This window comes from Streptomyces sp. NPDC002911 (assembly GCF_053591835.1).
In genome coordinates this window covers 41,318-57,777 of sequence record NZ_JBSFUO010000008.1, presented here as the reverse complement: position 1 = coordinate 57,777, position 16,460 = coordinate 41,318, and the positions used below count along the sequence as shown (strand labels likewise).

Genomic DNA, 16,460 nt, shown 5'->3' with positions numbered 1-16,460 from the left:
GAAGGCGGCTTGATCTTATTTTTGCCGAGCATTTACCGAACCCGTACCGTGCCGCCGACCGGCCCCACCGAATGTGGAGAACATGTGCGTAACGGTTTGGTCGCGGGTGCCCAAGGTGGGAGCCGCATTGTTGCCGTTCGTCCGGCTGACCTAAACTCGCCTGGGTTCCCCGGCGCTTGACAGGCCGGCACACAGCGTGCGGAGATCGGTTCGCATCCGAGAACTGGGAGACGGAACAATGGATTTCCTTGGGCGCACCCCCGACGCCGCCGGGTCGTTTGAGGGCCCTTGGCCGAACCCACCCTTAGTTCTTGAAACGCGATCCTCCACTGCCCGGGACATACGCCCGTTCCTGGGTTCGCACACCGTGGCGTGACCGCAGGCAGTCGCGCCATCCCTCCGGCACTACCCTGTGCTGCCGGGCGCCCCCGTCCTGCTCAGGTGAAAACCCGGGAGAAAACAGCATCGTGACAGGTACCTGCGAGCAAGCTGTTCCGAGTACGGAACTCATACCGTGACCGCGGCCAGGCATGCGGCCACGCGTCCGGTACGGCCGTCGTGGTGGGCTTCACTCGTGCAGTGGCGGAACTGGCGGCTGCTGGTGAAGCTGGCGGCGGTGCTGGTCGTACCCGCCCTGCTCGCTGTCGGTCTGGGTGTCGTGCAGATCCATGACGACGTCAGACGCGCCAACTCGTTCGCGGACATGCAACGCCTGGTCGCAATGCGTGGTGAGCTGCGGACTTTGCTGAAAGCCCTGCAGATGGAACGCACGATGTCCGTCGAACGGCTGAGTGCCGACGCTGCCGACGACGCCGCCGGTCTGCGACGGCAGAAGCGAAGTGTCGACAGCGCCCGGACCGCCGTCACCAACAGCAGGAAGCAGGAAGTCTCCCTCACGGGCGTCACGGCGAATCGCTATCAGGACGCCGTCGGCCTTCTGGACCGCCTCCCCGCCCTACGCGCGCAGGTGGCGTCCGGCAGCATCGGTTCCTGGACCACGCTCAATGACTACGGCACGGTCATCACGGGGCTGCTCAATCTGGACCACGCACTCGTCCTCGGATTCGCCAGCCCCCAACTCACCAGGTCAGCGACCGCGTTGTACGACCTGGAGGCTGTCGAGGAGCAGATCCACGTCGAGCACGCGATTCTGCTGCAGGCAGCCGACCGAAGCCATCCGATGACCCCGGCACTCATCGAGGCGCTGCAGGAGGCCGACGTACGCCTGCAGGACAGGCTCGGTGACTTCCGGGCCCTGGCCACCCCCACGGAGCTGAGCACATACCAGCGGACGGTCACCGGCCCCGCCGTCAGCCGGCGTGCGCACGTGGTGAGTGCCGTGCTGGCTGAGCCCTTCGCGTCGGACGCTCAACAGAACGCCACCACGTCGCTGCCTGTCTCGGTCGACAGCTGGAACCGCGACTCGGAGGCCACCGGGGCGCTCGTCGACAAGGTGTCAGACGACTTCCTCGACAAGCTGCGGACATCGTCGGCCGAGCTGCAGGACCGGACGAGCAACCGCGCGGGCACGGCGTCCGTCATCCTCTTCGCCGTGCTCCTGCTCGCCCTGGCCATCGGTCTCGGGATCGGCAGGCATCTGCTGCGGTCGCTGGCCGTCCTGCGCTCGACGGCACTCGATGTGGCGGAACGCCAGCTGCCCGCCTCGGTCGAGAGCATGCGCGAGGGGCAGAAGACGGACGCCGTGGTCGACGTCGTGCCGGTCCACACCACAGAGGAGTTCGGTCAGCTCGCCAGGGCCTTCGACACGGTGCACTCTCAGGCCGTGCGCCTGGCGGCGGAGCAGGCCGCACTGCGCGGTGACCTCAGGAACACCCTGGTCAACCTCTCCCGACGCAGCCAGAGCCTGGTGGACCGTCTGCTGCTGATGATGGAACAGCTCGAGCGGCACGAAGAGGACTCGGAGCAACTGGCCAGTCTCTTCACGCTTGATCACCTGGCGACGCGTATGCGGCGCAACAACGAGAACATGATGGTCCTGTGCGGCAGCACTCTGGTGCGCTCTTCCCATGGTGCGGCGCTGGACACCGTGCTGAGGGGTGCTGTCTCCGAGATCGAGCACTACCAGCGCGTGCTCGTTCAGTCCGGTCCTCCCGTCGACGTGATCGGGTACGTAGCCGGTGACCTGGGGAGGCTTGTCGCCGAACTGCTCGACAACGCCACCGTCTTCTCCCCGCCGCACACCCAGGTGGTCATCGGCGGTACCCGACAGCCCGACGGCTCACTGCTGATCGAGATCCAGGACGGGGGCATCGGGATGAGCGAGAGCGACCTGGCCAGGGCCAACCGGCGCGTGGCGACGGACGCCGCCACGGATACGCCCGCGTCCCGGCAGTTGGGACTGTTCGTGGTCGGTCGCTTGGCCGGTCGGCACGGCATCGCCGTCAACCTGAGCTCGCAGCCGGGCGTCAGGGGACTGCGGGCCCGTGTTCTGGTACCGGCCAAGCTGGTCACCGCACAGGCGCCGGCCCGCACGGACCAGCCGGGCACCATGGCCGAACGCCCTGCTGCCGCGCTTCCGACGCGGACGCGCGGCAGCCGGACGGACGGTGGTAGCGCAGCGTCGCGCCCGCCGCAGCGGCCCTTCGCCGTCGCTGCCGTTAGGACAAGGCCCGTCCCGGCCGACAAGGACGCGCCTCAAGAGTCCGCCGGCACGTCGTGGTTCTCCCTCGCCGCCTCGGCAACGGCAGCCCGCAGCGCCGGGAACAGCGTGGACGCACCGGTGCCGCGCGACGACGCGGAGGAGCCCGCACCTGCCCCCTCGTCCTCGACGGAGGCGCCCGGCACCCCGGAGCCGACAGGCCGCCCGGCGCCCGCACCTGCTGTCCGACGCCCGGCCGGGCGCGGTGCACAGGAGCCTGACCGGTCGGCCGCCCTCACACAGGCCGGGTTGCCCAAAAGGGTTCCGCGCACGCGATCCGCTCCGGCCCGAACCGAGCGGTCCGCCACCGGGGGCGGGGCAGCTGCGAGCCAGTACGCCAGCCGCGCCCACAGCTTCCTCAGCAGCTACCAGTCGGGCATCAGTCGGGCTCAGCCCGATCAGACGCACAATCCATCGGCGACGGGCAGGAAGAACCCATGACATCACCCCACTCCCCGGAGGTGAGCCAGTTCGGCTGGCTGGTCACCAACTTCACGGAGCGAGTGCCCCATGTGGCGCACGCCGTCGTGATCTCGGCCGACGGACTGCTGCTCACCGCGTCGGACCAACTGGCAGTCGATCGCGCCGAGCAGCTCTCCACCATCGCGGCAGGTGCCATCAGCCTGATCCAGGCTGCCGCCCGCTGCATGGACACCGGGAACGCGCTGCGCACGGTGATCCAGATGGAGCACGGCACCATGCTGATGATGTCGATCCGAGACGGCTCGTGTCTGGTTGCCCTGGCGGCTCCGGACTGCGAAATCGGCCAGATCGCCTATGCGATGGCCGTGCTCGTCGACCAGGTCGGCGAGCTGCTGACTCCGGAACTCCGGACCGAGTTGCAGCAGTTCCAGCAGACTGCTGCCCGATAGCCGGACGGGGAGAACATGAGCACCGGTGGAGGCCCGTCCGGCCCTCGAAGAGATCAGGAAGCGGAGAACGAACAGACCTTCGCCGACGTGCTCAACGCGTTCAGTTTCGGCACCGGACGACGTAGGCGAAAAACCTCCGGCACTCGTGACACGCCGCAGGACAGGGCGTACGACGGGAGCAACGAAGCCTCGCGGCCGCCTGCCCCCGAGTCGTACGGGCCGTCTTCGCAGGTGGACTACCAGCCGTCCACCTGGGAAGACGGGAACGTGGAGCCAGGAGCACCAGCCTCATTCGTCCGTGCCTACGCGTGGACGGGCGGCCGCACCAGTTCGCGCCACCACTTCGAGGTCGAGACACTGGTCACTGCCGCCGATTCGAGCGGCGTCCCCGGCGCTGCCGCGCAGTGGGACCGCACGGTGCTCGATCTGTGCCGGGAACCGAGGTCGGTGGCCGAGGTGGCGGCGCTCGTCGCGGTGCCCCTGGGTGTGGTCAAGGTTCTCCTCGGTGACATGGCGGATCGCGGCATGATCGTCGTCCACGAGGCGGCGACCGACGCCGGTGATGCCCCGACCCAGGCGCTGATGGAGAGGGTGCTGACCGGACTGCGTCGGCTGTGACGGACGCCGTGTACCTCCCACCTCGCGGTAGAACGCTCGGAGCCGGCGGTCCGGCAAGACGCGCACCGCGCCCACGAGCGCATCCAGGCCGCGCGGGCCCGTTTCATCGCGGACCGCGCCCGCCGAGGGACGTCACCAGCACTTGGGGCACTTCCGGCCGAGAACGGACACTCTCCAGGCGCGCCGGTCCCAGAGACACAGCCCGGCAAGGCCTGGACCCGGAGGGGCCCCTCGGTGGACCGCTTCCACTGCGGCGCACAACCGGGGCCGGCCAATGCGGTCCACAACTCACCTTGGTGAACAGTCATGATCAAGCACACTGAGAGAATAATTTTTTGAGACAAAAATCAAAGTCTCGTGTAGCGTCGCCGGCATGTCCGAGACTGCAGAGCCTGATGCCACGCTCGGAGACCGCCTTCGTCGTCGTCGGAAAGCTCTCCACCTGACGCTGCAACAGGTTTCGGAAGCCACCGGCATCACTGTCGGTTACCTGTCGCAGCTTGAGCGCGGGCGCGCCAACGGGAGCGTCAGCACCTTGCAGAAGATCTGCGGTGCGCTGAAGCTCAACGTCGGCGATCTCTTCGCGTCCAGCAATACGCCGACACGGCCGGTTCTGCGTTTCGCGGACGCCACCAGTCGACAGTTCGGCAACAAGGCGTCCAAGTTCAAGCTGACCCCGGCGCACTTCGACCACCTCGAAGTGCTCCTCGGCACCTTTGAGCCCGGCGGCGACACCGGCACGGACCAGTACACGCACGGCGCTTCCGAAGAGCTCCTCGTGGTGTTGGAAGGCCAGGTTGAATTACAGGTCGGCACCACAACCCACACCCTCGGCCCGCTCGATTCCGTGAGCTACAACAGTGGTCACCCCCACAAGGTCACCGAACGCACGGGTACACACCCCGCCAAGGTCATGTGGGCCATGGCGCCCCCCACGTACTGACCAGCACGCCTCATATCACTCCGGCGTGGCCACGCCCCATCGCGAACCGGAGCCGCCTGTACGGCGTGGCCCAGGAGCCGCCCGTTCACGCGCGCCCCACGGGGCCGCATGAGCCTGCCCATCCACACGATCCCGCTCAGGACTGCCGGATCGTCCAACCGCCTGCGACCACACGACGCCGGGCGGACGAACTCCCGTTCCGGCACCGGCACCTCATGGCGACGTACCCCTCGGCACCAGCCCGCGATCATCTGACGAGACGCCTAGGAGTTGTTTTGTCTGTTACGTCCCCACGGAGCGCCCAGAATGCGAAGTCCGAACTCCGGGGCGTCGGAGGAATGGCGTTCACGGAACTCTGGGAACGCTTCTCCTTCTATGGCCTGCAGAGCATCCTCGCGTTCTACCTTCTTGACGCGTTGAGCCAAGGAGGGCTCGCCCTTCCCGCCGCCGCAGCGGTCGGCATCACGGGCGCCTATGGCGGTGCCGTCTACCTGGCCCAGCTGCTGGGCGCCTGGGCCGGCGAGCGCCTGGTCAGCCCCCATACGCTCGTCCTCGGTGGCGGCATCGTCATCGCCCTGGGCCACATCGTGCTCGCCGTCGCGCCGGGGCTGCTCGGGCTCGGCACAGGTCTCGTCCTGATCGTCCTCGGCACGGGCGCGTTGAAGACCAACATCACCTCCATCGTGGGCTTCATCCTCGCGAGCGAGAGCGCCGCCAAGAAGGACGCCGGCTTCTCGTACTTCTACATGGCGATCAACATGGGCGCCGTCCTCGGCCCGTTGACCACGGGCCTGGCCCAGAATCAGTGGGGCTTCCACGTAGGGTTCGGGCTCGCCGCGGTCGGCATGGTCATCGCCCTCGTCCAGTACGTACGATCGGCACGCTTCCTGCCTTCGCGTGCCAGCCAGGTCATCAACCCGCTGCCCGCGGCAGCACTGCCCAAAGTCCTCTGCATTACTGTCGCCGCGATCGCGGTCATCACCCTGGCGGCCCTGTCCGGCCTCCTCAAGGCCGAGCGGCTCTCCATGATCGTCACGGTGGGGACCCTCTTCACTGCCGCCGCCTATTTCACGCTCATCCTGCGCTCAGAGAACGTGACCTCCTTCGAGCGCCGTCGCGTGAGCTCCTACATCCCACTGTTTCTCAGCGCCGCCCTGTACTTCGGGCTGCTCTTCGCGAAGTTCACCGCAATCTCCCTCCTGGTCAAGAGCCGCGTGGATCTCAGCATCGGCGACTGGTCGTTCCCCGTCGGCTGGATCACCATGATCTCGTCCGCGTCCGGCGTGGCCATGCTCCCGGTCGGCGCCGCCATCTGGAAGAAGATGGGTGCACGTCAGCCGAAAGCCGGTACCAAGTTCGCCATCGGTCTCGTGCAGATAGGCCTGGGCTTCGCGTTCATTCTGGTGATCTCCGCGCTGTTCGAAGGCACCACCATTCCGTTCGCCTACATCGTCGTGTTCATGTTCATCATGGGCAGCTCCGAGATCTTTGTCGGGCCCATCGGCCTCTCCCTGGCCACGCAGATCGCGCCGAAGGCCTTCACCGCGCAGATGGTCGCCATCAACTTCCTCACGCTGGCTCTCGGTTCCTCTCTCTCGGGCCTGCTGGGGCAGTACTTCACCGTCGTCTCGAACAACACCTACTTCCTGACCGTCGCGCTCGGAGCAGTCGCCGCGGGCCTGTCCCTGTACGCATTTCGCAGGCCCATCCACCGCAGCCTGTACGCCGGAATCGAGATCTGATCCACATGCCCACTCCTCGCATCGCCGTGATCGGAACGGGAACCATCGGAGCACAGACGCTCTGGCAGCTTGCCAAGCAAGGCGCCGACGCAACCGGCTACGAACTCTTCAGCCCGGGGCACTCACATGGAGCGGCCGGCGGCGAAACCAGGCTGTTCCGCCACATCGACGTAGAACACCTGGGGTACCTGCCCATCACCGACCGGGCGGACCTCATCTGGCACGAGCTCGAACGCGAGTCCGGACGCACGCTGCGCAACCTGACCGGTGCCCTCGCTATCGGCAGCACCGCCAGCCCCGCAACGCACACCGCACTCGAGAGCGCAGCCCTTCTCGGCAGCCGCGCCGAGGTGCTCACTCGCGAGGAAGCGCAGCTGCGTTTCCCGCAATACCGGCTGCACGAGGACGAGATCGCGATCCTCGACAAGGGCGCCGGCATCATCTTCCCCGAACACACCGTACGTGCCGTCGCGGACGCGGCCGTCGCACGCGGCGCACGGGTCCTGCGCGAATGCCGTGTCACGGCCATCAACCAAGTCGGCAGCCAGGTCGACATCGTGGCCGGCAACGGTACGGAACGCTACGACCGAGTCGTCGTCGCGGCAGGCGCGTGGACCGCCACCCTCTTGCCGGACGTGGCCCCGTACCTCGCGACGCGGCGCCTCATCTCCTCGTGGCACCCGCCCAAAGCTGGAAGCACGCTCGACGGAACGCTCCCCTATCTGCGCACGGAACCCGATTACTCGTACGGGCTGCCGACCGCGGACGGGGTGGCCATGAAGCTCGGCGTCGGATTCCGCGACCACCTGCCCATCGAGTCCCCGGACACCGCGCCCCTGCGCATCGCCGACAGGGACCTTGAGCCCATCCGCGCCGTCGCGCGGGACCTCTTCCCGATGCTGGAGGACTACCCGATGCGAGCCCAGGCGTACTTCGAGGCCTACACGCATTCACGCATCGAGTTCATGCGCGAACACCCGAGCATGCCCTCGGTCTTCGTCTGTGCCGGTTTCTCCGGCAAGGGCTTCAAGAACGCACCGGCCTTCGGCGAGCTCGCCGCCCGAGCGATCCTCGGCCTGCCACCGAAGAACGACAGCACGGCATTCATCCTCAACGCCGAGCACCCCTCCCGCCCAGTATCCGCCTGACCATCCCGGTAAGGAGTTACTGAGCTGCCCTGAGTTTCGTAGCGGCCGGTTTCTGCGTTTTCAGGCGGCATGGCTTCTCCCCGCCGCCCGCGCAAGGCTGCGAAGGTGCGCGAGCTCAACGCCGCGGTCCGCCGGATCGCCGACCAGGCCGAGGCCCGGTGCGTCGGCCTGCGGCCGGTCCTCGCCGACGACCGCGGCGGCCTGCGCAGCCACTAAGGGCTTCGAGCGAGTAGCGGTCCCCGCAGGCGCGACCACCACCGTGAGCTTCGAGCTCGGCTGCGCGCGCGGGCGCCCACACCGTGTCGGTGGGACCGTCAAGCCCTTGCACCTTGTAGATCTGCCGGTTGAGCGTCGACAGCCGGGCGGATAGTTGTTCCGGCACCGCTGGGCTCCTGCCAGGGCAGCATCGGGATGCTCATGTTGAAGGATGCTGTTCACGCACCACCTCATCGGTACCCACCACGTGACGTGACGGTCGGCCACATTGGCGTCCGATGAGGTGGGCGAGCCGCACGTGGTCGCTTTCTTCAGGACACCGGTGATCCTCCGCCGCGCGCCATCCCGGCAAGCTTGACTATGGTCACCTGGGGCTGGTGCCGGAGCAGCTCCCCCAGAGCCTGGAAGACGTTGACGCCGTCCGGAAGGTCGAGCGGTGGCAGCGTCGGCACAACAGCACACTGAAGGGGTGGCGCCTCCTACGGAAGCTCCGCTGCGGCACCAACCGCATCACCGCGATCGTCCGGGACGCTCTCGCGAAGTCGATGCCGGTGGGCCCAGCGTACTCATGAAGTCGGGCAGGGTGAGGGCCGAATGAGCCGGTCGCTCCTCCGCGCGGGGAATGGCGGCGAGTTTGCGCAGTCTGGTGTTGCGTTGTTCAAGCCCTTGTGCAGTGGTCGGGAAAAGTGTGGCACCGCCCTTGCCGACCAGCGCCTGGTTCATGGTCACGAACCCACGGGTGTTGTGTTCGTAGGCGGCGAAGCCGGAGGGGTGTTCCCGGTCGGCCAGGGAAGCAGCGAGCATGTACGCGCCGACGAGTGCAAGGCTGGTGCCCTGTCCGGTGAGGAACGAGGGCGCCCACGCGGCGTCGCCCACCAGGGCGACCCTGCCGTCGGACCAGCGGGGCACGCGGATCTGGCTGACCGCGTCGAAGAACAGATCATCCGCATCCCGCATCGCGGCCAGCATACCCGGGACCTCCCACCCCGCGTCGGTGAAGACCGTGTTCACCAAGCCGCGTTGGGCTTGCGGGTCGGGGAACGCGTCGAATGGCGGTTGCGGGTGGGCGAAGTTCAGGAAGGCGTGCACGTCGTCGTGGTCCCCCACGGCGTAGAGTGCCGCAGCCTTGCCCGGCGCGTTCCACATCACAGTCTCTTGGGAGAGTCCGAACGTATTGGGCATGGTGAACACAGCGAAGCAGTAACCGAGGTACCGGTGGAACTGTTCTTCGGGACCGAACAGCATCCGACGGGTGTGCGAGTGCAGACCGTCCGCGCCGAACACCATGTCGAATGTACGCGTGCTGCCTCTGCGGAAGGTGACGTCGATGCCGTGCTGGTGCTCGTCGAGGGTCTCGATGGAGTCGCTGAGCAAGAACTCCACGTCGTCACGGGTCGCCGCGTAAAGGGCATCGGACAGATCCCCGCGCCGCACCTCCAGGTCATGCCCCGCAACGCCGCCGGTGACGGAGTGGGGATGGACCGAGGCCACCTCACCGCCGTCCGCGGCGAGGAAGGTGAGTCGGCGCAGGTCGATGTGTACGTCCCACAGCCGGGGCAGGATTCCCATCCGCCGGACGACTTCGAGTGCCGTGCCACGCACGTCGATAGGGTAGCCGCCGCCGCGGAGTGTGGGGGCCTTCTCGATCACCGTGACCTCGAATCCGAGGCGGTTCAGCCAGAATGCGAGGGCAGGCCCGGCGATGCTGGCCCCAGAGATCAGGGCCTTGCGCTGTGGCACAGCACGGCTTTTCCTCAACTGGTGCGGGAGTGTCATTCCTTGCTTCCTTTGCGCATGGTGCGGGCGACAAACAGGGACAGGGCCGTGACGGTGGCGGCGATGACGAAGCCGGTGACGAAGGCGGATTCGTCCGGGACGTCGGATCCGGACGGGGTTGCAGCGGTGAGGAGCGCGCCACTGGCCTGCACGCCCACGGCGAAGCCGATGACGCGGGTCACCAGGACCAGGCTGGTGGCGATGCCGGTGTCACCCTGATCGACGGAAGTGGCGGTGCCGGTCACCAGCGCTGTCACGCACAGCCCGTTGGCCAGCGCGACCAGCATCTTGCCGATGACGAGGTGCCAGACCTCGGTGTGCACGGCCGCCAGGGCGATCAGGGAGGCAGTCAGGATGACGATCCCGGCGACGACTACTGCACGCGAGCCGAAACGCCGCGCTCCGATCCCACCGATCGGTCCGGCCAGAGACGCGGCGACCGCGCCGGGCAGCAGGAAGAAGCCGATCGTGGTTGCGCTGGCCCCGAAGCCGTATGCGTCGTCGGACACCGCGAACAGTTGCGGAACGAGATAGACCGCCGCCGAGGTACCGACGCAGATCGTGAACGTCAGCACGCACGGCTTCCACACCGCAGGCCGGGACAGCATCCGCAGATCGACCATCGGCGACGCCACTCGGCGCTCCACGGCCGTCCACCCGGTCACGAGGGCGACCAGGAGCACGAGAAGGACTGCGAGCACGAGGGGCTGCGAGCCGAGGTCGGGCGCCATCGACAGGACGAGCATCAGCGTGACCAAAATCCCGCTCAGGAGGGCCAGGCCTGACCAGTCGGTCCCGGCGTCATCGGGCCGGCCCGGTTGGCCCTGCGGCATGAACCTGTTCACCAGGATGGTGGCCGCGATCACGACGAGCGTGGGCAGCGCGAACATCCAGTGTCGGGACAGCCCTTCGGCCACGGGCCCGGCGGCCAGCGTGCCCGCCATCCCGCCGCCGACGAACAGGCCGCTGACCACGCCGATGGCGACCTTGGACTCTCCCTCGGGGAGGTGTTCGCGCACCAGGATGAACGAGAGGGGCAGCGCGCCGACCATCGCCCCCTGGAGGATCTGGCCGACCAGCAATACGGGCAGGTTCGGTGCCACGGCGGACACCAGGCCGCCGGCCGAGACCACCGCCATCAGCCGGATCAGGACCCGTTTCCCGCCGTAGCGGTCGCCGAACTTGCCCGCCACCGGGGTGATGAGTGCGCCGGTGATCAGGAGCACGATGCTGAGCAGCGCTCCTTCGGCGGGACTCATGTTCAGCTCGCGTTGCAGGAGCGGGAGTGTCGGTGTCACCACCGACTCCAAGGCGCCGGTGGCCACTGCCAGCATGCCGAGGGCTCCGACAGCGACCTTCCTGACAGGGGCCGGAGGGGCCTGGGATGTGGTCATGCCTATCCTTTTTCCGTCATTGCAGAGCTGGTTGAGGTCGTTCAGTCGCGTCACGCCGCCCCCGCGTGGGCCGTCGGTGGCGCGATCGCGGAGCCGCTCACCGGGGACGTGAACGATCGGATCGTGGCCGCCGCTGTCTGGTCATCCCATGGGTGGCCGAGGCCGGCCGGAGCCGGAACGGCGGACGCCGCCACCGCCCCCGCGAGACCTTCGGGTGCCTGGCACAGCGCTGCACCGCTGAGCACTCCGACGCTGATGAACGAGACGGCCGCGCCCCGCCGCCGGGGTTGTCCAGCTCTCTGCGGGCGGTGCGAGGGAAGCCGACGTCATGCCGACTGTCGCGCTGTGCGTACGGGCTACGGTCGGCGACGCAGCGACCCCCGAGCAGGCAGCATGATCGCGAGCAGCGCCAGGCTGCCGACGGCGCCCGCGAAGCGCCGTACAGAAGGGGGACATACGGCGTGGCCGGAGCAGGCCGAGGACCTCGGCGGCGGTGCCGGTGTCCAGGGCAGCGGTGGGCTCGTCGGCGACACCGGGTGTGACAGCCGGAGCCTCCGGCCGGAGGCCCGCCCTCTGCCGCTTGCCGTTGCGTAGTCACAACTCCTGCCCCTTCACGGTCGTCTCCTGCCGACAAGCGAGGGTGCGTGCTCGGCAGCGGACAGGGCGTCATACCGGGGAGCCAATGTGGATGTACTACCGCGGTAGGGGGTGGAGGGAGGGCGGCCCTGGGGCCGAGCACCATCGCTCGGGGCCCGCGGTCTGCAGATCAGGCTGCGGCGGAATGGGAGCAGGTCGCGCCCGGGCCTTGTAGGGGTGGTTTGGCCTGGCTATCGCCAGCGTAAGAGGGGGCTCACCGACGTCACGGACGCGTCGCGGTTACGACCTCGTGCCGTACCTACCGCTGGTGTTCGTCCAGCGCAGGGACGGCTACCGGATACCCGACCCGCTGCCGCGTCCCGACTTCGACCTGCCGCAGGAAGCCGGCGAGCGCGTCCGTCGCGACTTCCACCGGCCGCTGACGTACCTACATCCACCAGCACCTCCTGTCCCTTCAGCGGTAGGCCGCGAGGCTGGGGATGCGTTTCCGTAGCCAGGTCACCGTCGGTAACACCTTCGACGCCGTCAGAAGCGCGAGGGAACTGGCGCTTGCGGGCGGCATCGTAGACGACGAGACCCTGAACGCCGGGGACTTCCGGCCGCTCGACAACGACCACCTCGCCTTCACCCTGGACCGCTACCGCTCCCTCGCCGATGGCTCGCACCAGGGCGGCGGCAACCAGGTGTCCCTGGAGGCGGGCGCCGACATGCTGCGCGCCGACAAGGACGGAAGGCAGCGGCTTAACCGAGATATCGACTTGTCACCCTCGGTAACGACGGCGACCTGCGCCCGCAAGCGAAGACACACTGATTCCGTGGTTCGCCAACGAGCCGGACACCCATCCGTCCTGGGATGTCATGACTCGTCGGAGCCGGGATCACGACCGAGGGCTTCGCCGCCGAGGTCGGCGATGCCGCGAAGCTCACCTCGGCGCTGAAGACCGCTGGCCGTACGGTTCATGAGCATCGACGTCCTGGTCACAAAGGGGATCTACGCGGTGAACGTGGCCTTCAACCTCATGACCGGCACCGCGGCGCCGGAGGGCGTCCCCTTACGGGCGCCCGCCGAGATCGCGCTGGGCTCATGGCGGCTGCACACCGACCGCGAGCAGGCCGAGCACTTCATCGGTGCCTGACCTCACGACGATGGGCGGCCCACACCTTCCGACGGGTGGGCCTCCCATCGAGTTCTCCGGAGCGGGACGCTGATGGGCCGGGTTCAGTCGCGCGGTTTGGCGCTGCGGGCGTGGCGGGCGGCCTTGAGGGTTTCGGGCAGGAAGCGGTTCTTCCATGCGGTGCGGCGGGTGGCGGCGTCGCCGCCGACAACTTCTGCCTGTCCGTTCATCAGGGCGAGGAAGCCTTGGCGGGCGACGTCCTTGCGGCTGTTCTTCTTCATGCCGGGGCCGAAGGCGGTGTTGTTCATGCCTGCGCGGGCGTGGAAGTCGCTGTCGGTGGCGCCTGGCATGAGCGTGGTGACGCTGACGCCGTGTTCCTTGAGTTCTTCGCGCAGGCCGAGGGCGAACATGCGGGTGAAGGCGCGCGAGGGACCGTAGACGGTCTCGTACGGGGTGGGCAGCGTCGCGGACAGCGACGAGGTGATCAGGATGCGGCCCTTGCCGTTCGCGGCCATGTGGCGGGCCACGTGCTTGGCGAGGTGGACGACGGAGGTCACGTTCAGGTCGATCAGACTGAGCTCGTCGTCCAGGTCGGTGTCCAGGAAGCCCCCGCCGATGCTCCGCCCGGCGTTCAGGACCGCCACCTCCAGCGGCCGGCCGGTCCTCTCCACCGCGTTCCACACGGTTTTCACGCCCTCGCGCGTCGCGAGATCGGCGCGGACCGGGATGACGTCGGTGCCGTGGCGGCCGAGGTCGGCGGCGGCCTGGCCGGTCTTCTCGCTGCGGCCGCTCGCGATCAGGTCGAACCCGTTGATGGCGAACAGCAAGGCCAGCTCGTGACCGATGCCGGAGGAGGCTCCGGTCACCAGGGCCAGCGGACGGGACGAGGCGGGGTTGCTCACGAGGTGCTCCGTTCGGTCGGGGAGGACGTGGTGGCCTGGGGGCGTGCGGCGGGTTCCCCTGCGTTCCAGCTCGCCAGCAGTCGCCAGGCCTCCTGCGAGGTCTGGTCAAGGGCGGGCAGGTAGAGGAAGAGGGTCTGGTCGTCGTCGCCGGGCAGAGGAAAGGCCTCGTAGTCGATGGTCAGGGGACCGACCAGGGGATGGCGGAAGCGCTTCTGGCCGAAGGTGCGGTTGAGGACCTTGTGGTCGTCCCACCAGCGGCAAAAGTGCTCGCTGTTCATGGTCAGCTCGCCCACCAGCTCGGCGGTGCGGGTGTCGTCGGGGTGCCGGCCCGCGTCCAGCCGCAGGATCGCGGTCATCTCGGCTGCGACCTTTTCCCAGTCCGCGTACAGCTCACGGGCCTCGGGCGCCAGGACGATCCAGCGGGTGAGGTTGCGCTCCCGGTAGGGCATGGCGTCGAAATCGGTGAGCAGGACCCGGCACAGGTGGTTGGTGGCCAGCACGTCCCCGCGCCGCCCGATGATGAACCCGGCGTGGTCCTCGAACGAGTCCAGGAACCGGCGCATCCCGGGGCGGGCCCTCTGCACACCCGGAGCGCGGCGGCGCTGCCGGGCGGGCTGGGGTTTCACGAGGTCGAACAAATGGGTGCGCTCGGCTTCGTCCAGCCGCAGCGCCTGTCCGACCGCGTCCAGCACGCTGTCGGACGGGGTGATGTTACGTCCCTGCTCCAGCCGCGTGTAGTAGTCCGTGCTCACCCCGGCGAGCTGTGCGACTTCCTCGCGGCGCAGCCCCGGCACTCGCCGGTAGGCCCCGTGCTGCGGCAGCCCTACGGACTCGGGGGTGATCCGGGCGCGGCACCGGCGGAGGAACTCGCTGAGGTCGACGTTACTGGCCATGTCTTCCATGTTGCCCGCCCCGGGCGGACCGTGCGGCGCGGAAGGTGGGTCGCCGCGTCCCAGGAAGCCGCGACCGGGGAAAGCCCGGCCCAGGCATCGGCCTCCGGGAGCCCTGCCTGCGGTGATCTGCTGGAGACAGCACCCCGGCACCACGCGAACCACAGACCGGCGGCCCCACGTCGCCCGTGGTGCTGTGCCACCTACGGAGACACTCCAGACCGCACGGCGAAGGCATCGGGCGGAGTCGGTCATACCCAGGAAGCTGCCGGTCAGGCGGGCCTCGTCCAGCAGGACGTGCTCGTCGAGTGCGGCGGCGATGTCAAGGCACCGGTCGCTCCCCAGACCACAGCAGCTCACCCTGCCGAACTGTGGCAGGTGGTGTCCGACAGCAACGGGAGGAACGGGTAGTCGGTGTATCCCTCCGCGCCGGATGTGTAGAAGAGTTTCGGACGCAGATCGTTCTCCGGGTGCCGGCCCCGCCAACGCTCCACCAGGTCGGGATTGGCAAGAGCCGCTCGGCCCACGGCCACGGCATCGGCGTGGGCGGAGTCGATCAGCCCCACTGCTTCCTCGCGCGAAGTGATCGAGAGGGAGCCGCTGTTGGCCATCAACCTGCCACCGAAGCGTCGGCGCAACTCCTGGACCAGGCCTCCCTGCAACTCCTCGTGCAGGACGGAGAGGTACGCCAGACCCAGCGGGCGCAGGTGGTCCAGCAGATGGCCATACGTAGCCAGGACCTCGTCCCTGTCAGGTTCCAGGACGTCATTGATGTTGCGTTCAGGTGAGATCCGGAGCCCGACTCGTCCGGCGCCGATGGCCGCCGCGACCGCCGTCACCACTTCGAGGGCGAAGCGGGCCCGGTTCGCCGGCGTGCCCCCGTACCTGTCGGTGCGCCGGTTGGACGCCGAGGCTAGGAACTCGTGCAGCAGGTATCCGTTGGCGGCGTGGATCTCCACGCCGTCCATACCGGCCTCGATCGCGCGGCGGGAGGCGGCGACGAAGTCCTCAAGGGCTGTTCGGGCCTCAGCGACGGTCAGTGCTTGCGGCACCGGGTAGGGCTGCTTGCCCCTCTCTGTGTGTCCCTCGCCGCTGACCGCGATCGCGCTGGGAGCCAGGATGCGCCGGCCGCCGTTGACGTCAGGGTGGGTGACGCGGCCGGCGTGCACGATCTGCACCACGATACGGCCGCCTTGAGCGTGCACTGTCTCGGCCACCCGCCGCCAGCCGGCCACCTGCTCATCAGTGACGATGCCCGGCTGCCCCACGAAGGCCTGTGACTCGTGGCTGGGGTAGACGCCCTCGGTGACAATCAGTCCGAGGCTCGCTCGCTGCCTGTAGTGCTCGACCACCAGGTCACCTGGTGCACCGGAGGGACCCGAGCGCATCCGAGTCAGGGGGGCCATGACGACGCGGTTCGCAAGCAGGATGTCGCCGAGAGAAACAGGCGTGAAGAGAGATCTTCCCTCGGATGTCGATGCTGACGTCACTGATCTGACTCCGTTCTGAGGTGGGTGCGAGAAGCGGCGTGGGGCCCGCCTGCTGAAGCGCTGCGGCAGTACCGAACTGCGAACGAGTGCTCACCGAA

General features: G+C 68.1%; 14 protein-coding genes and 1 pseudogene. 9 read left to right on the top strand and 6 right to left on the bottom strand.

Features of this window, described 5'->3' with window-relative positions; translation table 11 throughout:
* The first annotated feature begins 574 nt into the window (after positions 1-574).
* From ACWD04_RS14795 to ACWD04_RS14765, 7 genes are all read left to right on the top strand, one after another.
* On the top strand, positions 575-3,100 hold the full coding sequence (locus tag ACWD04_RS14795; RefSeq protein WP_451131789.1) for a nitrate- and nitrite sensing domain-containing protein: 2,526 nt from the start codon (positions 575-577) through the stop codon (positions 3,098-3,100).
* Positions 3,097-3,531: a roadblock/LC7 domain-containing protein gene (locus tag ACWD04_RS14790; RefSeq protein WP_451131787.1), complete on the top strand. Its 435-nt coding sequence runs from the start codon at positions 3,097-3,099 to the stop codon at positions 3,529-3,531. Before ACWD04_RS14795 ends, ACWD04_RS14790 begins: the two co-directional genes overlap by 4 nt.
* Positions 3,532-3,546: 15 nt before the next feature.
* Positions 3,547-4,149 (top strand): DUF742 domain-containing protein, encoded by a 603-nt coding sequence (locus ACWD04_RS14785; RefSeq protein ID WP_451131785.1) that lies wholly within the window; start codon positions 3,547-3,549, stop codon positions 4,147-4,149.
* 373 nt (positions 4,150-4,522) lie between these two features.
* Positions 4,523-5,092: a helix-turn-helix domain-containing protein gene (locus ACWD04_RS14780; protein ID WP_451131783.1), complete on the top strand. Its 570-nt coding sequence runs from the start codon at positions 4,523-4,525 to the stop codon at positions 5,090-5,092.
* A gap of 338 nt (positions 5,093-5,430) precedes the next feature.
* Positions 5,431-6,834: a peptide MFS transporter gene (locus ACWD04_RS14775; RefSeq protein ID WP_451131781.1), complete on the top strand. Its 1,404-nt coding sequence runs from the start codon at positions 5,431-5,433 to the stop codon at positions 6,832-6,834.
* Between the two features lie 5 nt (positions 6,835-6,839).
* Positions 6,840-7,982 carry an FAD-dependent oxidoreductase gene (locus tag ACWD04_RS14770; RefSeq protein ID WP_451131779.1) on the top strand — a complete coding sequence of 381 codons (1,143 nt, stop codon included), beginning with the start codon at positions 6,840-6,842 and terminating at the stop codon, positions 7,980-7,982.
* Between the two features lie 69 nt (positions 7,983-8,051).
* The gene (locus tag ACWD04_RS14765) at positions 8,052-8,198 is read left to right on the top strand and encodes a hypothetical protein (protein WP_451131777.1); all 147 of its coding nucleotides are present in this window, start codon (positions 8,052-8,054) and stop codon (positions 8,196-8,198) included.
* A 311-nt stretch (positions 8,199-8,509) separates the two neighbouring features.
* On the opposite strand, the gene ACWD04_RS14760 is transcribed toward ACWD04_RS14765, so the two are convergent.
* The gene (locus ACWD04_RS14760; RefSeq protein WP_451132276.1) at positions 8,510-8,650 is read right to left on the bottom strand and encodes a hypothetical protein; all 141 of its coding nucleotides are present in this window, start codon (positions 8,648-8,650) and stop codon (positions 8,510-8,512) included.
* Between ACWD04_RS14760 and ACWD04_RS14755 the strand changes: the two are divergent.
* Positions 8,651-8,737: pseudogene (locus tag ACWD04_RS14755) on the top strand (IS5/IS1182 family transposase); the annotation flags it as partial.
* On the opposite strand, the gene ACWD04_RS14750 reads toward ACWD04_RS14755, so the two are convergent.
* Positions 8,709-9,974 carry an FAD-dependent monooxygenase gene (locus tag ACWD04_RS14750; RefSeq protein WP_451131775.1) on the bottom strand — a complete coding sequence of 422 codons (1,266 nt, stop codon included), beginning with the start codon at positions 9,972-9,974 and terminating at the stop codon, positions 8,709-8,711. The pseudogene ACWD04_RS14755 and the gene ACWD04_RS14750 sit on opposite strands and share 29 nt — an antisense overlap.
* Complete coding sequence (locus tag ACWD04_RS14745; protein ID WP_451131773.1) at positions 9,971-11,368, bottom strand: MFS transporter; 1,398 nt, start codon at positions 11,366-11,368, stop codon at positions 9,971-9,973. Before ACWD04_RS14745 ends, ACWD04_RS14750 begins: the two co-directional genes overlap by 4 nt.
* A 1,556-nt stretch (positions 11,369-12,924) precedes the next feature.
* Between ACWD04_RS14745 and ACWD04_RS14740 the strand changes: the two genes are divergently transcribed.
* Positions 12,925-13,101, top strand: a complete 177-nt coding sequence (locus ACWD04_RS14740; protein WP_451131771.1) for a hypothetical protein — start codon at positions 12,925-12,927, stop codon at positions 13,099-13,101.
* A gap of 83 nt (positions 13,102-13,184) precedes the next feature.
* Here ACWD04_RS14740 and ACWD04_RS14735 read toward each other — a convergent pair whose 3' ends face one another.
* The 3 genes from ACWD04_RS14735 to ACWD04_RS14725 all read right to left on the bottom strand — a co-directional run bounded on the left by ACWD04_RS14735 (position 13,185) and on the right by ACWD04_RS14725 (position 16,362).
* Positions 13,185-13,982, bottom strand: a complete 798-nt coding sequence (locus ACWD04_RS14735; RefSeq protein WP_451131769.1) for an SDR family NAD(P)-dependent oxidoreductase — start codon at positions 13,980-13,982, stop codon at positions 13,185-13,187.
* Positions 13,979-14,875 (bottom strand): helix-turn-helix transcriptional regulator, encoded by an 897-nt coding sequence (locus tag ACWD04_RS14730; RefSeq protein WP_451131767.1) that lies wholly within the window; start codon positions 14,873-14,875, stop codon positions 13,979-13,981. Before ACWD04_RS14730 ends, ACWD04_RS14735 begins: the two co-directional genes overlap by 4 nt.
* Positions 14,876-15,228: 353 nt before the next feature.
* On the bottom strand, positions 15,229-16,362 hold the full coding sequence (locus tag ACWD04_RS14725; RefSeq protein WP_451131765.1) for an alkene reductase: 1,134 nt from the start codon (positions 16,360-16,362) through the stop codon (positions 15,229-15,231).
* Positions 16,363-16,460 lie beyond the last annotated feature (98 nt).

What these genes read in the sequence shown, in the direction of transcription:
- ACWD04_RS14780 (WP_451131783.1), top strand. Translation starts at nt 4,523, where the DNA reads ATGTCCGAGACTGCAGAGCCTGATGCCACGCTCGGAGACCGCCTTCGT.
- ACWD04_RS14730 (WP_451131767.1), bottom strand. Translation starts at nt 14,875, where the DNA reads ATGGCCAGTAACGTCGACCTCAGCGAGTTCCTCCGCCGGTGCCGCGCC.
- ACWD04_RS14785 (WP_451131785.1), top strand. Translation starts at nt 3,547, where the DNA reads ATGAGCACCGGTGGAGGCCCGTCCGGCCCTCGAAGAGATCAGGAAGCG.
- ACWD04_RS14790 (WP_451131787.1), top strand. Translation starts at nt 3,097, where the DNA reads ATGACATCACCCCACTCCCCGGAGGTGAGCCAGTTCGGCTGGCTGGTC.
- ACWD04_RS14775 (WP_451131781.1), top strand. Translation starts at nt 5,431, where the DNA reads ATGGCGTTCACGGAACTCTGGGAACGCTTCTCCTTCTATGGCCTGCAG.
- ACWD04_RS14750 (WP_451131775.1), bottom strand. Translation starts at nt 9,974, where the DNA reads ATGACACTCCCGCACCAGTTGAGGAAAAGCCGTGCTGTGCCACAGCGC.
- ACWD04_RS14745 (WP_451131773.1), bottom strand. Translation starts at nt 11,368, where the DNA reads ATGACCACATCCCAGGCCCCTCCGGCCCCTGTCAGGAAGGTCGCTGTC.
- ACWD04_RS14740 (WP_451131771.1), top strand. Translation starts at nt 12,925, where the DNA reads ATGAGCATCGACGTCCTGGTCACAAAGGGGATCTACGCGGTGAACGTG.
- ACWD04_RS14765 (WP_451131777.1), top strand. Translation starts at nt 8,052, where the DNA reads ATGGCTTCTCCCCGCCGCCCGCGCAAGGCTGCGAAGGTGCGCGAGCTC.
- ACWD04_RS14770 (WP_451131779.1), top strand. Translation starts at nt 6,840, where the DNA reads ATGCCCACTCCTCGCATCGCCGTGATCGGAACGGGAACCATCGGAGCA.